Consider the following 16,644-nt stretch of genomic DNA (forward strand, 5'->3'; position numbering starts at 1 on the left):
TGTCTTCGTTTCTTTGTTAAATAGCCCAGGGCCGCCGGGGCCGTGGTGTCCGCCAAGATACTCTCTTCAGCGGGGACGCGTATTATACCGATGAGCCGCTTGTTGGCAACAGCTTTTTGCAAATTTTTGCGCAGAGCCAATGCCGAGACTTCATCTTACTTATACCTTCTAACCAATTGAAAGGCTTGAAGATCTAAGCTCCTCTCCGCCGTGCCGCGTCAGGGTCACTGCGAAGGGAGGCGAACTATACGCAGCCCCCCGGTAACGCGCAATACCCAAGACGAAAAATAAGTTGAAAAACTCACCTGCACCTTGGCCACTAATTGCTCAACCCGCACAGCCAGCGGCTTCAGCGGTAGAACAGGTGATATTTCTTTTTGCCCAGACGCACCACGAAATAGCGGCCATGGAGTGCATGAGTCGGCTCGAACACCGCCGCAGGGCTCTCATTTTCAGCCCAACCGACCGGGCTGCCATTGCAGAGCACGGCGTTGCGTATGAGTGCATCCTTGACCTGCTTGCCGGAGGCCGCCATGCCTGCCTCAGTCAGCAGCTGGGTCAGCGTGGCCGGCAGCGCATCCGCGGCCGGCAACTCGGATGCAGGCAGGCCATCAAGGCGCAGCTGCTCCAGGTCCGTCGCTGACAGGCTCGCCAGGTCGTCATTGAACAATGCCTCGGTAATGCGTTGCGCCGCGGCCAGACCCTCATCTCCGTGGACCAGCGCGGTCACTTCGCGCGCCAAAACGGCCTGCGCTTCAGGGCGCCCCTGGCGCTGCTCATCGGCCTGCTGCAACGCATCGATTTCCGCCACAGGCAGGAAGGTGAAGTACTTCAGGAACCGGTAAACGTCCACATCCGCCGTGCCCAACCAGAACTGGTAGAAGGCGTAGGGCGAGGTTCGAGCCGGATCCAGCCACACCGTCCCGGACTCCGTTTTGCCAAACTTGGTGCCGTCAGCTTTGGTAATCAACGGCATGGTGAGGCCGTATACCGCGTTGCCGTACATACGCCGGGCGAGATCAATGCCGCCGGTAATGTTGCCCCACTGGTCAGACCCGCCAATTTGCAGCCCACAACCATAGCGCTGACTGAGTTCCGCGAAGTCGAATGACTGCAGAATCATGTAGGTGAACTCGGTGAAACTGATGCCACTGCCTTCACGCTCGATGCGCTGCTTGACTGACTCTTTCTGGATCATGGCATTGACCGAGAAGTGCTTGCCGACATCCCGCAGGAACGTGAGCACATCCATGTCCCGGGTCCAGTCCAGATTATTGACCACAACGGCCGACGCCTCACCGGCATCGAAATCGACGAAACGGGACACCTGCTGGCGAATCTTGTCGACCCAGCCGGCAATAACGTCGGGCGTATTGAGTTGCCGCTCAACCGCCTTGAACGAGGGGTCCCCTATCAACCCTGTGGCGCCACCGACCAACGCCAGCGGGCGGTGGCCCGCCAACTGAAAGCGGCGCAGCATTAAAAGAGGCACCAGCGAGCCGATATGCAGGCTGTCCGCAGTGGGATCAAAACCACAGTAGAGCGTACGCACGCCGCCATCAAGCCAGCCGGGCAGCTGGTCTTCACCGGCTGCCTGGAATATGAGGCCGCGGGCTCGCAGGTCGGTCAACAGGGCACTGCTCATCAGGCAACTCCTGGATATAGTAGAGGAAGGTATGAATGGGGGCGCAAACCATACAATAAGGTTCTCAAAAAGCAAGACGTTAAGTGCGCCCACCCCCTGTCAGCCGCCAAAAATCTTTTATATACTCAAAGGCCTACAAAGCACAGCTCATAACGTTTATGCAGAAATCGGGAAACTTTCGCGGGGCCACGGTCAACCCGCCAGCAAAGCAGGCACCACACCGCAAGCACCTGATTGCCGTCGGGGTGTTATCGGTCCTGGTGGCCGCAACCACCATCCTCACCCCATCAGGTGACGTCGCCGCCAACCGCGAGGACCGGGATGACCTCGGCATGGCGCTGGAAGCCGATGTGCTGGCGCCCATCGTGGTCGGTGAGGCGACGGAGACGTCGCCAGTACCCTCCGCCTCGGCTATCCCCGCCGAGCCCGTCATCGCTGCAGTGGACACACAGCCTGACTGGCGCGAAGAGACCGTCCGCCGAGGCGACAATCTGTCGCTGATTTTCAAACGCGCCGGTTTTAATTCGTCGGATGTATACCGGGTCGTCAACGAGGCCCCCGAGGGCAAGGCGCTGTCGCGGATATACCCTGGCCAGACCATCGCTTTCCTGGCAGCCGAAGACGGCAGCCTCAAGGCGGTGAAGCACGTGATTTCCCCTCTCGAGTCCGTTACCTACCAGCGCCGTGAGGCAGGTTTTGATACGGAACGTGAGATCCGCCAGACCGATATCCAGGAAACCTGGGTCAGCGCCGAGATCACCTCGTCCCTGTTCATGGCCGGCCAGGACGCCGGACTGTCCAGCGGACTGATCATTGAGCTCGCCAATATCTTCGGTGGCGTCATCGACTTTGTACAGGATCCACGCAAGGGCGACACCTTCCACGTCATTTACGAAGAAGTGCTCCTCGACGGCGAAAAATACCAGGACGGCACCATCCTCGCCGCTTCGTTCACCAACAAGGGAAAGACCTTCAACGCGTTCCGCTTTGAAGACCAGGACGGCCACGTTGCCTACTACAACGAGGAAGGCATCAGCATGCGCAAAGCGTTCCTGCTGGCCCCGGTAGACTTCACCCGCATCAGCTCCAATTACAACCCGCGCCGACTGCACCCCATCTACAAGACCACGCGACCTCATCGCGGCACGGATTACGCAGCGCCCACGGGTACACCCGTGTACGCAGCCGGTGACGGACGAGTTATCAAGTCCGGCTTCACCCGGGCCAACGGCAACTACCTCTTCGTGCAACACGGTGACCGCTATGTCACACGCTACCTGCACCTGCACCAGCGCAAGGTGAAGCAGGGGCAGCGCGTGATGCAGGGCCAGGTTATCGGGTCGGTTGGCTCGACCGGGGCCGCCACCGGGCCTCACCTGCACTATGAATTCCTGATTGACGGTCAACATCGCGACCCGCGGAAAGTGCACCGGGAACTGCCCAAGGCAAAAACCCTGGCAGCGGCCGAGTTACCGGCTTACCGCAGCGCCATTGCCGATGCCTCGCAGCAGCTTGCCGGGCTGCAGGAGGATCGTCGACTCGCCATGCGCAGTAACGACAGCAGCACCGCCGCCGCGCGCTGAGGTGTCCGGCGGCGACCTGTGCATAGGGCTCATGTCCGGGACCAGCATCGATAGCATTGATGCTGTCCTTGCCCGCATTTCTGATCACGGGCTTGAAATACAGGCGACGCTGGAGCACCCCATTACGCCCGTACTGCGCCAGGCAATCGCCGACATCAGCCAGCCGGGCGACAACGAAATTGAACGCATGGGTGTGCTGGACCGCCAGCTGGGCGCTGCCTTTGCAGAGGCCTGCGATGCCCTGCTGCAGCGCGCCAGGGTGCAGGCCGCCGACATCATGGCGATCGGCAGCCACGGCCAGACCATTCGGCACCGGCCGCCCTCAGCAGGCAACGACACGGCGTTTACCCTCCAGATCGGCGACCCGAACACCATTGCCGAGCGCACCGGCATCACCACAGTCGCGGACTTCCGACGCCGCGATGTCGCCGCAGGCGGCGAAGGCGCTCCCCTTGCGCCCGCTTTTCACGCGGCCGTGTTCGCCAAAACGAACGTGAACCGGGCAATCATCAATATTGGCGGTATCGCCAATATCAGCCTGCTCGCGGGCGACGCACTACTCACGGGTTATGACACGGGGCCGGGAAACACGCTGCTGGACCACTGGGTGCACCAGCACCGCGGCGAGCGCTACGACCGCGACGGCGCCTGGTCTGCAGAAGGCACGGCACACAAGCCACTCCTGGAGCAACTGGGCACACACCCCTATCTCGCTTGTCGAGGCCCGCGCAGCACCGGCAAGGAAGCGTTCAACATGGCGTGGCTGACTGACTGCCTCGGCGCGGCACCCGAGGCCAGCCCCCAGGATGTGCAGGCGACCCTCGCGGAATTTACCGCGCAATGCATAGCTGACAGCATTCTCGACAGCGGACTGCCTGTGCAGGAGGCTTACGTGTGCGGCGGCGGCGCCTACAACACCGACCTTATGCGCCGACTCTATCGGCGTCTGCAGCCCGCGCAGCTCTATTCAACGGCGGAACTGGGGCTGGCACCGGAGTGGGTGGAGGGTGCCGCGTTTGCCTGGCTGGCGTGGAGAACGCTGCATGGAGCCAGCGGCAACGCCGCCGCCGTGACCGGTGCCGAGGGCGCGCGCGTCCTCGGTGGCATCTATCCTGGCGCGGAACGTCTACGCCGCTGAAGAGCGGCCAGCAGGAGTCAGATAGAAAATGATGCGCCGCAACCGCAGGTGGTCGTGGCATTGGGGTTGTTTATGACGAAGCGCGCACCTTCCAACCCCTCGGTGTAGTCAACCTCCGAGCCGACGAGATACTGAAAGCTCATCGGGTCGACCAACACAGAAACACCTTCCCGTTCGATCACGGTATCGTCTTCCGCGCCGCTGTCCTCGAATGTAAAGCCGTACTGGAAACCCGAGCAGCCGCCGCCGGTAATGTAGACACGCAGCTTCAGCGAAGGGTTTTCCTCCTCCTCCACCAACTCGCGCACCTTGTTCACGGCACGGGCGGTCAGATTGATCCCGGCGGGATTGAATGCTTCAGCTACCGACATACCTTTCTCCGGGGCACACGTTCCCCCGCAATGACCATAATGACACTATTATGGTAAGTCCGACTATTTTAGTCAACTTTAGCAGCGGCGTCCTGCTGCCCAAGAAACACTGCCGCGGGTGCCGCGGAGGCCTCTTCCGGCTCCATACAGTGCAAGAGGCGCCCATTGACTTCCGCGCCCGCCGCCATCTCGATAATGTGGTAGTGCACATCCCCGGAGACGCGCGCGCGCGGCGCCAGCTCCAGATGGCTGGTCGCATGCACGGCCCCTTCAACGGCGCCGTTAATCATCACCCGGGGGGCGCGGATTTCACCCTGGATGCGGCCGGCCTCCACCAGGCGGACCACCGCATCGGCACCCGGCGCAGCGAGCACATCGCCCACCACTTCGCCCTCGATTTCCAGATTGCCACTGAAGTGAATGGTGCCAATAAACCGTGTATCGCGAGATATCAGCGTCGTGCCTCCGGCGACTGCGGACGTCCCGCGTTTATTTCCCCACATGTGTAAACCTCTCCTGTACCTGCCACGGATATTGCTCGCGCACTTCCGCCTTGCGCGGTGCGGTCACGGTCGCCACAACGCTGACGGCCTGCGGTTCAAAGCCTTCAGGCAACACAAGGTCGCCCTCTATCGACTGGAAATAGCGAAAACGCAGGGGCAGCACGCTATGCTCGATATCGGGGCTCAACTCAAACAGCGGATAACTGCGCGCCTGACCCGCCTGCTGACCGGTAATCTCAGCATAAAGGTCCCCTTGCAGGGTACTGTGTTTGCGCGCCTCCTGCTGCGCCACAATGCGGAAGCCGTAACGACCGGGCTCATCCCGCAGCACCAGCTCAATCGAACGCAAGCTGAAACCCTGGGCAATTTCACCGGGGGTCATCAGGCTGCGATAAAAGCGCACCCCCTCCTCCAAGCCGGCGATCAACTCCTTCTGCTCGGCCAGTTCTTGGCGCACAAGCTCCAGTGCGGCGCGGTCCACGTCATGCCGCGCGGCCATCACACCCACCTGCCGATTCAGCTCCGCGCTGTCCGCCAGGGCGGCGCGCAGTGCCTTGCCCTGCTCACGGTATTTCACCGGATCAATGCCAGAGCCACTGAATGCGGCCTGACGACCGAGTAGAAACCCCGCCAGCAACACGATTGATGCGGCAAGGGCCAGCCCCAGAACCACGAATTGATGATGCCGGACATGGTAGCGCCGCACCACCGTGCGGTAGCGCTCCGCGCCACTGCTCACAGACACCTCAAGGCAACAAACCCACCTGCTGCAGACCGCGGGTTTCCGGCAGGCCGAACATGATATTCAGGCACTGCACCGCCTGTCCGGAAGCGCCTTTCACCAGGTTGTCGATCGTGGACAGCACCACCACGGTATCGCGGCCCTGCGGCACATTGATGGAAAGCTGGCAGCGGTTGGCGCCCTTGACTGTACGCGTTTGCGGGAACACGCCAGCCGGCAGGACATCGACGAAAGGCTCCCCGGCATAGTACTCCTCAAAGAGAGCCTGCAAACCCTCGGCGGGCTCGCGCAGGCGCGCAAACAACGTCGCATGAATACCCCGCACCATTGGCAGCAGGTGCGGTACGAAGGTGACCGCGACCGACTCCGTCGTGGCCTCCGCCAGCCCCTGTTCAATCTCTGGCAGGTGGCGGTGACCACCCACCCCGTAGGCCTTGAAACTGCCCGAGATCTCGGTCAGCAGGTTATCGATTTTGGCCTGACGCCCTGCGCCGCTGGCGCCGGAGGCGGCACTGGCTATGAGACTACCGGGGTCAACCTTGCCCGCCGCCAGCAGCGGCAACCATCCAAGCTGAATGGCGGTAGGGTAGCAGCCGGGGCAGGAAAGCAGTTGCGCGTCGCGAATTTTCTCGCGGTGGACTTCGGGCAGCCCGTACACGGCGCGCTCCAGCAACTCGGGGCTGGCATGGGGTTCACCGTACCAGCGCGACCACAGCGCGGCATCGCGAATACGGTAATCTGCGGACAAATCGATAACGCGCGTACCCGCCGCCAGCAGCTCGGGCACCGTATGCATGGCCACATTGTGCGGTGTGGCAAAGAACACCACATCGCACCCCGCCAACAGCGCCGCATCGGGCTCTGCGAAGATCAGGTCGTAGATGCCACGGAGGTTCGGATACAGATCGTCCACCCGGCGACCCGCCTCGGCGCGCGAGGTAATCGCGACCACCTCCACATCAGCGTGAGACGCCAGCAAGCGTAACAACTCAACACCGGTGTACCCGGTGCCGCCCACAATACCTGCCCTGATCATTCGCCCTCCTGAAATACAACACATTCAACAGACCCGCGCAGGCGGCCTGCCAGCAAACAGCTTAGTATAAGAGCAAATTCACCGCAGATAACTGTTAATATTGGTTTTCCACCGCAACCCTGGCTCACGGACTCGCCCTGCATGCTATGGCTCAAGGCATTTCATCTGATTTTCATGGTCTGCTGGTTCGCCGGCCTGTTCTACCTGCCGCGCATACTGGTGTACTTCGCTGCCAGCCCGGATGCGGCCACCCGCGCCCAGTTGGCGGTCATGGCACGCAAGCTCTACCGCTTCGTCACCCCGTTCATGGTGCTCACAGTCGCCTTTGGCCTGGCGCTGATCGGCACCAACCCGGGCTACTATCTGGCGAGCGCGTGGCTGTGGCTGAAACTGGCCGGCGTGGTGTGCCTGATACTGTACCATCTGCAGTGCGGTCGCTATGTGCGTGAGGCAAATGCCGACAGCAACCGGCACGGCCATGTGTTCTACCGCTTCTTCAATGAGATTCCAGTGCTGTTTCTCTTCGCCATCATCATTCTGGCGGTTGTGAGGCCGCTTTGACGGAAGCCGGGCAAGGTTGTCTATACTGCCAGCGAACCGCAATAATCCGCGCGCATACCACCCGCAATCACAGGAACCAGGAACCGACTGCATGACCACATCACAGCAACTTTTCGAGCGCGCCCTGCAGCACATCCCGGGGGGTGTGAACTCCCCGGTACGCGCCTTCAAGGCGGTGGGCGGCACCCCCGTGTTCGTCGACAGTGCAGACGGCGCTTACCTGTACGACTGCGAAGGGAAACGCTACATCGACTACGTGCTGTCCTGGGGGCCGATGCTCATGGGCCACAATCACCCACACGTGCGTGAAGCGGTTATCCGCCAGGCGGCCAAAGGGCTCAGCTTCGGCACACCCACCGAGCTGGAAATAGAGCTCGCTGACCGCATCTGCGACATCATGCCCGGCATGGACCTGGTGCGCATGGTCAACTCGGGCACGGAAGCCACCATGAGCGCCATACGCCTGGCGCGGGGCTTCACCGGGCGCGACACCATCGTGAAATTTGAGGGTTGCTATCACGGGCACTCGGATTCACTGCTGGTGAAGGCGGGCTCCGGGGCACTCACCCTGGGCGTACCCAGCTCACCCGGTGTGCCCGCCGCACTGGCCGACCACACCATGACCCTGACCTACAACGACATTGATGGCCTGCGCCGCGCCTTCGCCGAGCACGGCGACAGCGTCGCCTGCATTATTGTGGAGCCGGTTGCCGGCAACATGAACTGTATTCCCCCGCAGCCGGGCTTTCTGGAGGCACTGCGCGAGGTGTGTGATGCGCACGGCAGCGTGCTGATTCTGGACGAGGTCATGACCGGGTTCCGTTTCGGCCTGCAGGGCGCTCAGGGCTTCTATGGTATTGACGCGGACCTCACGTGCCTGGGCAAGGTGATCGGTGGCGGTATGCCAGTGGGTGCGTTCGGCGGCAAGCGCCACATCATGGAACAGATTGCACCGCTGGGGCCGGTTTACCAGGCCGGCACGCTTTCGGGCAACCCCATCGCCATGGCGGCGGGCCTGGCGACCATGGAGGTTATCTCAGCTCCCGGTTTCTACGAGCCCATTTTCGAGCGCACGACGCAACTCTGTCGTGGCATGGAGCAGGCCGCAGCGGAGGCCGGGGTGCCCTTCACCACGAATCACGCAGGCACCATGTTTGGCGGCTTCTTCACCAATGCCGCCAATGTCAGCAACTATCAGCAGGTGATGGCCTGCGATGGTGCCGCTTTCAACCGCTTCTTCCACCTGATGCTGGAGGCCGGGGTGTACCTCGCGCCGGCGTCCTACGAGGCCGGCTTTACCTCCGCGGCCCACAGCGACGACGATATCGAACAGACCCTCACCGCGGCGCGCAGCGCGTTCGCCGGCCTCTGACCGGAGATTCCTGCCATGTTCCAGAGCCCCAGGGGCCCATTCCCCGACACCCGCATGCGGCGGCTGCGTGCGCACGCGTTCTCCCGTCGTATGGTGCAGGAGCACGCACTCAGCCCCGCGGACCTGATCTTCCCCGTGTTCGTGCTGGAGGGGCGCCAGCAGCGGCAAACCGTTGCCTCGATGCCAGGCATCGAACGCCTGAGCATTGATCTGCTCACCGACCTCGCGCGCGAAGCACATGGCCTCGGCATTCCCGCACTGGCGCTTTTCCCGGTCGTCCCTGGCGAGCACAAGAGCCTGCAGGCCGAGGAAGCCTGGAACCCCGACGGTCTCGTGCAGCGCACAGTCAAAGCGTTGAAAGATGCCGTGCCAGACCTCGGCGTAATCACCGATGTTGCGCTGGACCCTTACACCACGCATGGCCAGGACGGCATCATCGATGCGCAAGGCTACGTGCTCAACGACGTCACCAGTGAAGCGCTGGTGCAACAGGCCCTCTCCCATGCCGAAGCCGGCGCCGATATCGTGGCCCCGTCGGACATGATGGACGGTCGCGTGGGCGCGATACGCCGTGTGCTTGAGCAGCACAATCACCCCAACACACTGATCATGGCCTATGCGGCAAAATATGCCTCGGCTTACTACGGGCCATTCCGCGATGCAGTCGGGTCCGCCGGCAACATCAAGGGGGGCAACAAATTCAGCTACCAGATGGATCCTGGCAACAGCGATGAGGCGCTGCACGAATGTGCCCTCGACCTCGCCGAAGGTGCCGACATGATCATGATCAAGCCCGGCATGCCCTATTTGGATATCGTGCGCCGGGTCAAGGATACCCTGCAGGCGCCGACCTTTGCCTATCAGGTGAGTGGTGAATACGCCATGCATATGGCGGCCTTCCAGCAGGGGTGGCTGGCACAGGAGCCGGTTATGCTGGAGTCACTGCTGGCCTTCAAGCGCGCGGGCTGTGACGGCATACTCACCTACTTCGCGCTGCAGGCGGCACGCGCGCTACAGGCCTAGCCACCGGCATGAAAAAGCGGTGGTGGCACACCAGCAGGCTGACGGCTCTGGCCATCGCCCTCGCAGCCAGCGCTGCACTCGCGGGCGGCGCGGCTAAAGACACCAACGACAGCGCCCCCATGGCGCCAGAGGCATCCTGCCTGTGCCTGTGGCAGGGCGGTTTCGCGGATGTACAGGCGACCACCGACCTGGTGGCGACGGTGACCGTGGTCCAGGGCAAGGGCAATTCACTCGACCTGACCGTGGACACCATCCTGCGCGGGCGCGAATACAATGAGACGATTCGGCTGTGGCTGCAGGCGCGTGATTACTGCCGCCCCGAAGCCGAACTGTTCCCCGCCGGCAGTCGCTGGGTCATGGCGCTGCAGCGCATCACAGACACCGTTCCCGGCGGCTTTGACCCGCTGACCCCGAATATCAGCTACGGCCGGATTGGCGACTACACCCTGTCCAGCTGCGGCGGTTACTGGCTGCAGCTGCATGACGGGCGGGTGACCGGGAACCTGGTGGATGCGCCGCGCTGGGAACACGAGCCGAAAATGACACCCGTTTTGCTGGAGCTGTTGAGCGCCTATATCCGCGGCGAGGTGAGCCGTGAAGCCTTGCAGGAAGCGAGCCGCGAGGACCCCGCCCTGCGGGAGTTGATGCTCGACACCAGCGAATTCCTGCGCGACGTGCGCTGAGCGCGACTAGCGCCTGCGCCAGCTGCGGCGCCGCTCGCGGCTGCCTTCGACGAGGTCCATCAGCTCATCCAGCATCGCCAGCGACAGGCCCCATATACGGTATTTGCCGTAGAGGTAGCAGGGCATGTTCAGGGTAATGCGGTTACGTTGCCAACGCATGGTGTCGCGGTTGGCGTTGTCGAGAAGAAACTCCAGCGGCACCCAGACCACTTCGGCCACCTCGTAATTCAGCTGGAAGTGTGCGTTGCGATCCATGCGGAACACAAAAGGACTCACCGCCATGCCCAGCGCGCTCCGGCGGGGCCGCGCATTGAGGTCGGACAGCCGCCCGATACAGCGCGCCTGCCGGGCCAGGTCCAGCCCCACCTCTTCCTGCGTCTCACGCAGCGCCACCGCGTAGCCGTGAGCGTCACCCGGATCCATACGTCCACCGGGGAACGCCATGTGCCCGGACCAGGGGTCCCCCTCCCTTTCCGCGCGCTTGATCATTAGAATGTGCAGCTCACCCTCTCGCACCTGCAGAACGAGCGCCACTGCCGAGCGCTTCATCAAAGGCCGCAACCACGGCCGGCCCGGCCGGTGTGCGGCCAGGCGGTTTTCGATCATGTGCAGCAGAGAGACAGACACCGGCGGAATCCTGCAGACTGGCCCGTGATTAAGCCAGCCGAGGCACGCCATGACAAGCCGCCGACAACCGGGAAACCCGCATGACCGATCAACAGACACTGCTTGAATTGCGCGATATCAACCTCGTCTACCGCGCACAGCCGGCCCTCAGGCAACTCAACTGGACATTGCAGAGCGGCCAGCACTGGGCCTGTGTGGGGCCAAATGGCAGCGGTAAAACCAGCCTGGCCCGCATACTCAGCCACCAGGCCACGCACTTCTCGGGCAGCTACCACAGCTCGGAGCAGCTGCTCGCCAACGGGGTTGCCTACGTGTGTTTCGAGCAGGCCCAGGCGCTGTGCGCCCGGGACCGCAAGCTGGATGACTCTGAGTACCGCGCGGACGCCGCCGATCCCGGCACACGTGTGCGGGATATCATTCTGGACGGCAAACCTGCCGATGAACAGTTTCAGGCCTGGATAACCCGGCTGCGCATCGAGCACATTCTGGACCGCGGCCTGCGCTTTATTTCCACGGGCGAGATGCGTAAAACGCTGCTGGTGCGCGCCCTGCTCAGCAATCCGGCACTGCTGATACTCGACAGCCCGCTGGATGGCCTGGATCACGCCAGCCAGCAGGCCATGCACACAGCCATCGAAGCCCTGCTAGAGGGGCAGCAAAGCCTGCTTATCCTGTGCCGGCAACTGGAGGATATTCCCCGCGCCGTAGATCAGGTATTGGTTCTGGATGACGGCCAGGTGTTGTGTCAGGGCGCACCGGATGAGGTAATGGAACGCGCGGAAGTACAGCAGCTGCTGGCCCCGCCTCTGCCGCCGTTCACCGCCTTGCCGGCACCGGCACCACGCCCCTACCAGCTGCCTGAAGGCCCGTTACTGGAGCTGCGCAATGTGGGCGTGCGCTACGGTGAGCTGACCGTGCTGCAACAGCTCAACTGGCGCTTCGACCGCCACCAGCATTGCTGCGTTTCCGGGCCCAACGGCTGCGGCAAAACCACCCTTCTCAGCCTCATTACCGGCGACAACCACAAGGCCTACGGGCAGGACATCACGCTCTTTGGCCGCAAGCGCGGCAGCGGCGAAAGCATCTGGGAGATCAAGCAGAAGTACGGTCAGCTCGACACACAGTTACAACTCAATTTCGCCCGCTCCATGAAGGTGGTAGAGGTCGTGGTATCCGGGTTCTTCGACAGTGTGGGGCTGTTTGATGACTGGGGCGATCTGCAACGGCGCGGCGCTGAGGCATGGCTCACTGCATTGGGTATCGGTGACCTCGCGGGTCACAGCTACGACACCCTGTCCTTCGGCCTGCAACGCATGGTTTTGCTGGCCCGGGCCATGGTGAAGTCGCCCCTGATATTACTGCTGGACGAGCCTACCCTGGGACTGGATGGCAGCCACCGCAGGCGGCTGCTGCAGGCAATAGACCACATCGCGGCGCACAGCGACACCCAGATCATTTTTGTCAGCCACTCTGCCGGCGATATTCCCGCCTGCATCAATCAGCACCTGCGCTTTGAGCCCTCCACCGAGGGCTTTCAGGTGATCTGCGAAAACCGCTAGCGCGACAAGGCCCGCAACGCCGCGCACTCACTCTCGCTGCGGCAGTACAGGGTGCCGCGGGCGGCTGTTGCGCGGGCCTGCTCTGTCTGGCCCTGTGCGGCGTAGGTGCGGGCCAGCTCCAGGTAGAGCTCTGCGCTGTGGGGGTCGATACGTTGGGCGCGTTCGAGCAGGGACAGTGCGCCATTGTAGTCGCCCCCGGCGCTCGCGGCGCGTGCCTTGCCAAGCAGCCCGCCGTAGGCCGCGACAGCGTTGGGCTCAGCCGCCGGTGGCGGTTGTGGCGCAACCGGGGGTCGCTTGTCCTCTTGCACCACACCCGGTTCGGGACGCGTCTCTATCGGTGCCGGGCCCTGCGGCGTGGAGTAGATGCTACAACCGGACAGTACCAGTAACCCCGCCAGCAAGGTGCTTCGGCGCAGCCATATCACGCAAGACATCAGGAATTACCCCCAAAGAGCGACTGAAACCAGTCGCGAATCGTGTTGCTTTTGCTCCCGGCGCTGCACTGCGTGCGCTCGCGGGGTTCAGAACCCACCACGAAAGGCATGAGACGCGCACCGGGACAACCCTCCCCCGTCAGGTAGCCGGTTGTGCTGTCTATCCATTGCGGCTGCATATCCTCCGGCATGCGATAACCGAGGGAACGCTGGCTGGCATTGGCCATGAAGTGCGACCAGACTTTCAGTGCACCCGTGCTGCCCGTAAGGCCGGTCGCGCTGTTGTCGTCGCGCCCCACCCAGGTCACCGCCAGCAGATCGCCGGAAAATCCGGCAAACCAGGAGTCACGACCCTCGTTGGTGGTGCCGGTTTTGCCAGCCGCCTGGAAGCTGTTGTCGAGGTAGGCGTAGGCACCGCGGCCGGTGCCCTCACGCAGCACCTCGCGCAGCGCATAGTGCAATAGGTGCACCGCCTGCAGGCTGACTGTGCGGTCATACTCAAGCGGATAGCGACGCAGGGGCTCACCGTCGGCATCGACAATTTCACGGATACTGCGCAGCGGCATGCGGAATCCGCCGGCGGCGATGGTCTGGTACATGGCGGCCATGTCCATCGGCGAATATTCGCCGGCGCCGAGAGTGAGCGCCGGCACTTCCGGAATATCGCCCTCCAGGCCAAGCCGCCGCATCATGTCGGCGACCCGGTCTATGCCGATATCCAGGCCCAGGCGCGCCGTCGCCAGGTTGTAGGAATTGGCCAGGGCGCGATGGAGTAAAACCTGCCCGTGGGCCTGGCGGTCAAAGTTGCGCGGCTCCCAGACGTCACCATTGGGCACGGGGACACGCAGGGGGGTATCTGCCAGGGGCGTAGCCAGCGTGTAGCGGCGCGGTTGCTCCAGCGCCGCCAGGTAGACCGCCGGTTTGAGCAGGGAGCCGGCAGGCCTGCGCGCGTCCAGGGCGCGATTGAAGCCGGCATAGCGCACTTGTCGCCCTCCCACCAGGGCAGCCACCTCTCCGCTGTCGAAGCGGGTGACCACCGAGGCGGTTTCCAGCTTCCCGGCACCGTCGACCTGCTGCAGGATCGCGGTGCTGCTGCGTTCCATCTGGCGCTGCAGCAGCGGGTCGAAGCTGGTGAAGATGCTCAGGCCCAGGGTAGTGAGATCCTCCTCCCGGTATTCCAGACGCAACTGCCGGCGCACCAGGTCGAGAAAGGCCGGAAAGCTGTCGCGCACACCACTGCGGTTGTTGAGGTCCAGAGGCATGCCCTGGGCCACAGTCGCCTGCTCGCGAGACACCAGACCCTGCTCCACCATCACCTCGAGCACCACGTTGCGGCGCGCCTTGGCGCGCTCCGGGTTGCGCAGGGGGTTATAGAGTGACGGTCCCTTGATCATGCCCACCAGCAGCGCCTGCTGGTGCAGTCCCAACTGCTGCAGCGGCCGGTCGAAGTAATGCCGGGCGGCCAGGGCGAAGCCGTGGATGGCGCGCGGCCCCTCCTGCCCCAGGTACACTTCGTTCAGGTAGCTCTCAAGAATCTGCTCCTTGCTGAAATGCAGCTCGAGCAGCACCGCCATCACCACTTCGGTCAGCTTGCGCACAATCGTGCGCTCCGGGGTGAGGTAGTAGTTCTTGACCAGCTGTTGGGTGATCGTGCTGCCACCGGCCACCACCTGCCCGGAGCGCAGGTTGCTCAGCGCGGCGCGGGCAATACCGGTCAGGGAAAAGCCCCAGTGTTGGTAGAAACGCTGATCTTCCACCGCCAGCAGGGTGGCGCGCAGGCTCTCGGGCACGTCGTCCAGACGCACCAATATGCGGTCCTCGCCGTGGTGCGGATAAATGCCGCCGATCTGCACCGGGTCCAAACGCATCAGGTCCACAGTGCCGTTGGCGTCACGCAGCACCGCAATACGGTTGCCCTGCACTTCCAGGCGCACCAGCCGCGAAGGCTCGCGCTCCCCGGGAAAACTGAACCCCCGGGTATACAGGTCGAAGCGATTGCCCGCTCGCGACACATCCCCGGGGCGCCGCGCTGTGCCCTGCTTGCGATAGCCCAATACCTGCAGCTCCCAGGCGAGGTCGTCAGCAGACAGGGCAGCCCCCGCGAACAGCTCCAGCGGGCGGGCATACACCTTGGCGGGGAGCTCCCACATCTTGTCGGTAAACGTGGAGGTGATACGCACATCAAGATAAATCACCACCAGCAGGCCGAGGGCGCAGGCAGCAAAAAACAGCTTGAGGAATGGACGACGGGTTCTGGCCATGGGAGGAGTGTAACGCACGCCCGCTTTCATTTGACTGGGGGATCGGGATAATAGCGGCCTGAACCGGAGGGAGCCACAGGCACATGAAGAAATACACGATCTACGGCATGGGTGCAGCCCTGGTCGACACCGAAATCCAGGTGCAGGACACCGAACTTGATGCCATGGGGGTCGACAAGGGCCTGATGACACTGGTCGACGAGTCCCGCCAGGCCGAACTGCTGGCGCAGCTGGAGGGCCACCTGGTGAAAGCGAGCCACGCCAGCGGCGGCAGTGCGGGCAATTCCATGATCGCGGCCGCCCAGTTCGGTGCTCCCACTTTCATGAGCTGCAAAGTCGCCGACGACGCCGATGGCGCCATCTACGTGCAAGACCTCGAACAGGCCGGCGTGGCTCACAGCATGGCCCAGCGGCCAGCCGGCACCACCGGCAAATGCCTGGTACTGATTTCCCCGGATGCCGAGCGCAGCATGAACACCTTCCTCGGTATCAGCGAAACCCTGTCGGTTGAGCAGCTGGACTCCGGGGCACTGGCTGACTCCGAGTACCTGTATATTGAAGGCTACCTGGTCACCTCAGACACCGGGCGCGCCGCCGCCATCCGTGCCCGGGAGTTGGCCGAGGCAGCGGGCGTGAAGACGGTGCTGAGCTTTTCCGATCCGGGCATGGTGGAGTTCTTCCGCGAGGGCCTGCAGGCAATGATCGGCACGCAGCTCGACCTGGTATTCTGCAACCGGGACGAGGCCCTGTGCTGGGGCGACACCGACGACCTGATTACGGCGATGGAGCGTCTGAAGCCGGTGGCGCGTCACTTTGTCGTCACCTGCGGGGCCGACGGTGCCCTGGCCTGGGACGGCGACACGCTGCACGAAATCCCACCCCACCGGGTGCAAGCGGTGGACAGCAACGGCGCGGGTGACATGTTTGCCGGTGCCTTTCTCTACGCCATTGGCCGGGGCGAGGACTATGCCACGGCGGGCCGCTTTGCCAGCCTCGCCGCTGGCTCGGTGGTCGCCCGCTACGGCCCGCGGCTGCCGGCGGCTGACTACCCGGCCCTGCGTGCCGAATTCTTCGGCGACTGAACGGCGTCCTCGGGCGCGGTGACG

General features: G+C 63.1%; 16 protein-coding genes. 8 read left to right on the forward strand and 8 right to left on the reverse strand.

The window, feature by feature from the left end; all coding sequences use genetic code 11:
* Positions 1–349: 349 nt before the first annotated feature.
* Positions 350–1,645 carry a tyrosine--tRNA ligase gene (gene tyrS / locus EGJ68_RS00005; RefSeq protein ID WP_123032542.1) on the reverse strand — a complete coding sequence of 432 codons (1,296 nt, stop codon included), beginning with the start codon at positions 1,643–1,645 and terminating at the stop codon, positions 350–352.
* A 158-nt stretch (positions 1,646–1,803) separates the two neighbouring features.
* On the opposite strand from tyrS, the gene EGJ68_RS00010 reads away from it, so the two are divergent.
* Both EGJ68_RS00010 and EGJ68_RS00015 read left to right on the forward strand, forming a co-directional pair.
* Positions 1,804–3,228 carry a peptidoglycan DD-metalloendopeptidase family protein gene (locus tag EGJ68_RS00010; protein WP_123033948.1) on the forward strand — a complete coding sequence of 475 codons (1,425 nt, stop codon included), beginning with the start codon at positions 1,804–1,806 and terminating at the stop codon, positions 3,226–3,228.
* A 1-nt stretch (position 3,229) separates the two neighbouring features.
* The gene (locus EGJ68_RS00015; protein ID WP_269845654.1) at positions 3,230–4,366 is read left to right on the forward strand and encodes an anhydro-N-acetylmuramic acid kinase; all 1,137 of its coding nucleotides are present in this window, start codon (positions 3,230–3,232) and stop codon (positions 4,364–4,366) included.
* A 17-nt stretch (positions 4,367–4,383) separates the two neighbouring features.
* Here EGJ68_RS00015 and erpA read toward each other — a convergent pair whose 3' ends face one another.
* The 4 genes from erpA to argC all read right to left on the reverse strand — a co-directional run bounded on the left by erpA (position 4,384) and on the right by argC (position 7,018).
* Positions 4,384–4,737, reverse strand: coding sequence for an iron-sulfur cluster insertion protein ErpA (erpA, locus tag EGJ68_RS00020; protein WP_027950439.1), 354 nt, complete (start codon positions 4,735–4,737; stop codon positions 4,384–4,386).
* A gap of 68 nt (positions 4,738–4,805) precedes the next feature.
* Positions 4,806–5,240 carry a bactofilin family protein gene (locus tag EGJ68_RS00025; RefSeq protein ID WP_123032543.1) on the reverse strand — a complete coding sequence of 145 codons (435 nt, stop codon included), beginning with the start codon at positions 5,238–5,240 and terminating at the stop codon, positions 4,806–4,808.
* Positions 5,227–5,979, reverse strand: coding sequence for a DUF6776 family protein (locus EGJ68_RS00030; protein WP_158283432.1), 753 nt, complete (start codon positions 5,977–5,979; stop codon positions 5,227–5,229). The genes EGJ68_RS00025 and EGJ68_RS00030 overlap by 14 nt, the downstream gene beginning before the upstream one ends.
* Before the next feature lie 7 nt (positions 5,980–5,986).
* Positions 5,987–7,018 carry an N-acetyl-gamma-glutamyl-phosphate reductase gene (gene argC, locus EGJ68_RS00035; protein WP_123032545.1) on the reverse strand — a complete coding sequence of 344 codons (1,032 nt, stop codon included), beginning with the start codon at positions 7,016–7,018 and terminating at the stop codon, positions 5,987–5,989.
* Positions 7,019–7,159: 141 nt separating this feature from the next.
* Between argC and EGJ68_RS00040 the strand changes: the two genes are divergently transcribed.
* From EGJ68_RS00040 to EGJ68_RS00055, 4 genes are all read left to right on the forward strand, one after another.
* The gene (locus EGJ68_RS00040) at positions 7,160–7,579 is read left to right on the forward strand and encodes a CopD family protein (protein ID WP_123032546.1); all 420 of its coding nucleotides are present in this window, start codon (positions 7,160–7,162) and stop codon (positions 7,577–7,579) included.
* A 91-nt stretch (positions 7,580–7,670) separates the two neighbouring features.
* On the forward strand, positions 7,671–8,951 hold the full coding sequence (gene hemL, locus EGJ68_RS00045) for a glutamate-1-semialdehyde 2,1-aminomutase (RefSeq protein WP_123032547.1): 1,281 nt from the start codon (positions 7,671–7,673) through the stop codon (positions 8,949–8,951).
* A 15-nt stretch (positions 8,952–8,966) separates the two neighbouring features.
* Positions 8,967–9,974 (forward strand): porphobilinogen synthase, encoded by a 1,008-nt coding sequence (gene hemB, locus EGJ68_RS00050; RefSeq protein WP_123032548.1) that lies wholly within the window; start codon positions 8,967–8,969, stop codon positions 9,972–9,974.
* Between the two features lie 8 nt (positions 9,975–9,982).
* The gene (locus EGJ68_RS00055) at positions 9,983–10,657 is read left to right on the forward strand and encodes a delta-aminolevulinic acid dehydratase (protein ID WP_233248616.1); all 675 of its coding nucleotides are present in this window, start codon (positions 9,983–9,985) and stop codon (positions 10,655–10,657) included.
* Positions 10,658–10,663: 6 nt separating this feature from the next.
* On the opposite strand, the gene EGJ68_RS00060 is transcribed toward EGJ68_RS00055, so the two are convergent.
* On the reverse strand, positions 10,664–11,284 hold the full coding sequence (locus EGJ68_RS00060; RefSeq protein WP_233248617.1) for an NUDIX hydrolase: 621 nt from the start codon (positions 11,282–11,284) through the stop codon (positions 10,664–10,666).
* 80 nt (positions 11,285–11,364) lie between these two features.
* On the opposite strand from EGJ68_RS00060, the gene EGJ68_RS00065 reads away from it, so the two are divergent.
* A complete protein-coding gene (locus tag EGJ68_RS00065) occupies positions 11,365–12,843 on the forward strand; it encodes an ATP-binding cassette domain-containing protein (protein WP_123032550.1) in 1,479 nt (492 codons plus the stop codon).
* On the opposite strand, the gene EGJ68_RS00070 is transcribed toward EGJ68_RS00065, so the two are convergent.
* Both EGJ68_RS00070 and mrcB read right to left on the reverse strand, forming a co-directional pair.
* Positions 12,840–13,277, reverse strand: coding sequence for a tetratricopeptide repeat protein (locus EGJ68_RS00070; RefSeq protein WP_123032551.1), 438 nt, complete (start codon positions 13,275–13,277; stop codon positions 12,840–12,842). The genes EGJ68_RS00065 and EGJ68_RS00070 overlap by 4 nt on opposite strands.
* Positions 13,277–15,556: a penicillin-binding protein 1B gene (gene mrcB / locus EGJ68_RS00075; protein ID WP_233248618.1), complete on the reverse strand. Its 2,280-nt coding sequence runs from the start codon at positions 15,554–15,556 to the stop codon at positions 13,277–13,279. The genes EGJ68_RS00070 and mrcB overlap by 1 nt, the downstream gene beginning before the upstream one ends.
* 65 nt (positions 15,557–15,621) lie before the next feature.
* Between mrcB and EGJ68_RS00080 the strand changes: the two genes are divergently transcribed.
* Positions 15,622–16,620 (forward strand): adenosine kinase, encoded by a 999-nt coding sequence (locus EGJ68_RS00080; protein ID WP_123032553.1) that lies wholly within the window; start codon positions 15,622–15,624, stop codon positions 16,618–16,620.
* Positions 16,621–16,644: the final 24 nt, after the last annotated feature.

The sequence above is a fragment of the Haliea alexandrii genome (assembly GCF_003719295.1).
GTDB lineage: Bacteria > Pseudomonadota > Gammaproteobacteria > Pseudomonadales > Halieaceae > Haliea > Haliea alexandrii.

Excerpts from the sequence above, each read along its gene's own strand:
- EGJ68_RS00040 (WP_123032546.1), top strand. The coding sequence starts at position 7,160 with ATGCTATGGCTCAAGGCATTTCATCTGATTTTCATGGTCTGCTGGTTC.
- hemB (WP_123032548.1), top strand. The coding sequence starts at position 8,967 with ATGTTCCAGAGCCCCAGGGGCCCATTCCCCGACACCCGCATGCGGCGG.
- EGJ68_RS00070 (WP_123032551.1), bottom strand. The coding sequence starts at position 13,277 with ATGTCTTGCGTGATATGGCTGCGCCGAAGCACCTTGCTGGCGGGGTTA.
- erpA (WP_027950439.1), bottom strand. The coding sequence starts at position 4,737 with ATGTCGGTAGCTGAAGCATTCAATCCCGCCGGGATCAATCTGACCGCC.
- tyrS (WP_123032542.1), bottom strand. The coding sequence starts at position 1,645 with ATGAGCAGTGCCCTGTTGACCGACCTGCGAGCCCGCGGCCTCATATTC.
- EGJ68_RS00055 (WP_233248616.1), top strand. The coding sequence starts at position 9,983 with ATGAAAAAGCGGTGGTGGCACACCAGCAGGCTGACGGCTCTGGCCATC.
- EGJ68_RS00010 (WP_123033948.1), top strand. The coding sequence starts at position 1,804 with ATGCAGAAATCGGGAAACTTTCGCGGGGCCACGGTCAACCCGCCAGCA.
- EGJ68_RS00025 (WP_123032543.1), bottom strand. The coding sequence starts at position 5,240 with ATGTGGGGAAATAAACGCGGGACGTCCGCAGTCGCCGGAGGCACGACG.
- EGJ68_RS00065 (WP_123032550.1), top strand. The coding sequence starts at position 11,365 with ATGACCGATCAACAGACACTGCTTGAATTGCGCGATATCAACCTCGTC.
- EGJ68_RS00080 (WP_123032553.1), top strand. The coding sequence starts at position 15,622 with ATGAAGAAATACACGATCTACGGCATGGGTGCAGCCCTGGTCGACACC.
- argC (WP_123032545.1), bottom strand. The coding sequence starts at position 7,018 with ATGATCAGGGCAGGTATTGTGGGCGGCACCGGGTACACCGGTGTTGAG.
- hemL (WP_123032547.1), top strand. The coding sequence starts at position 7,671 with ATGACCACATCACAGCAACTTTTCGAGCGCGCCCTGCAGCACATCCCG.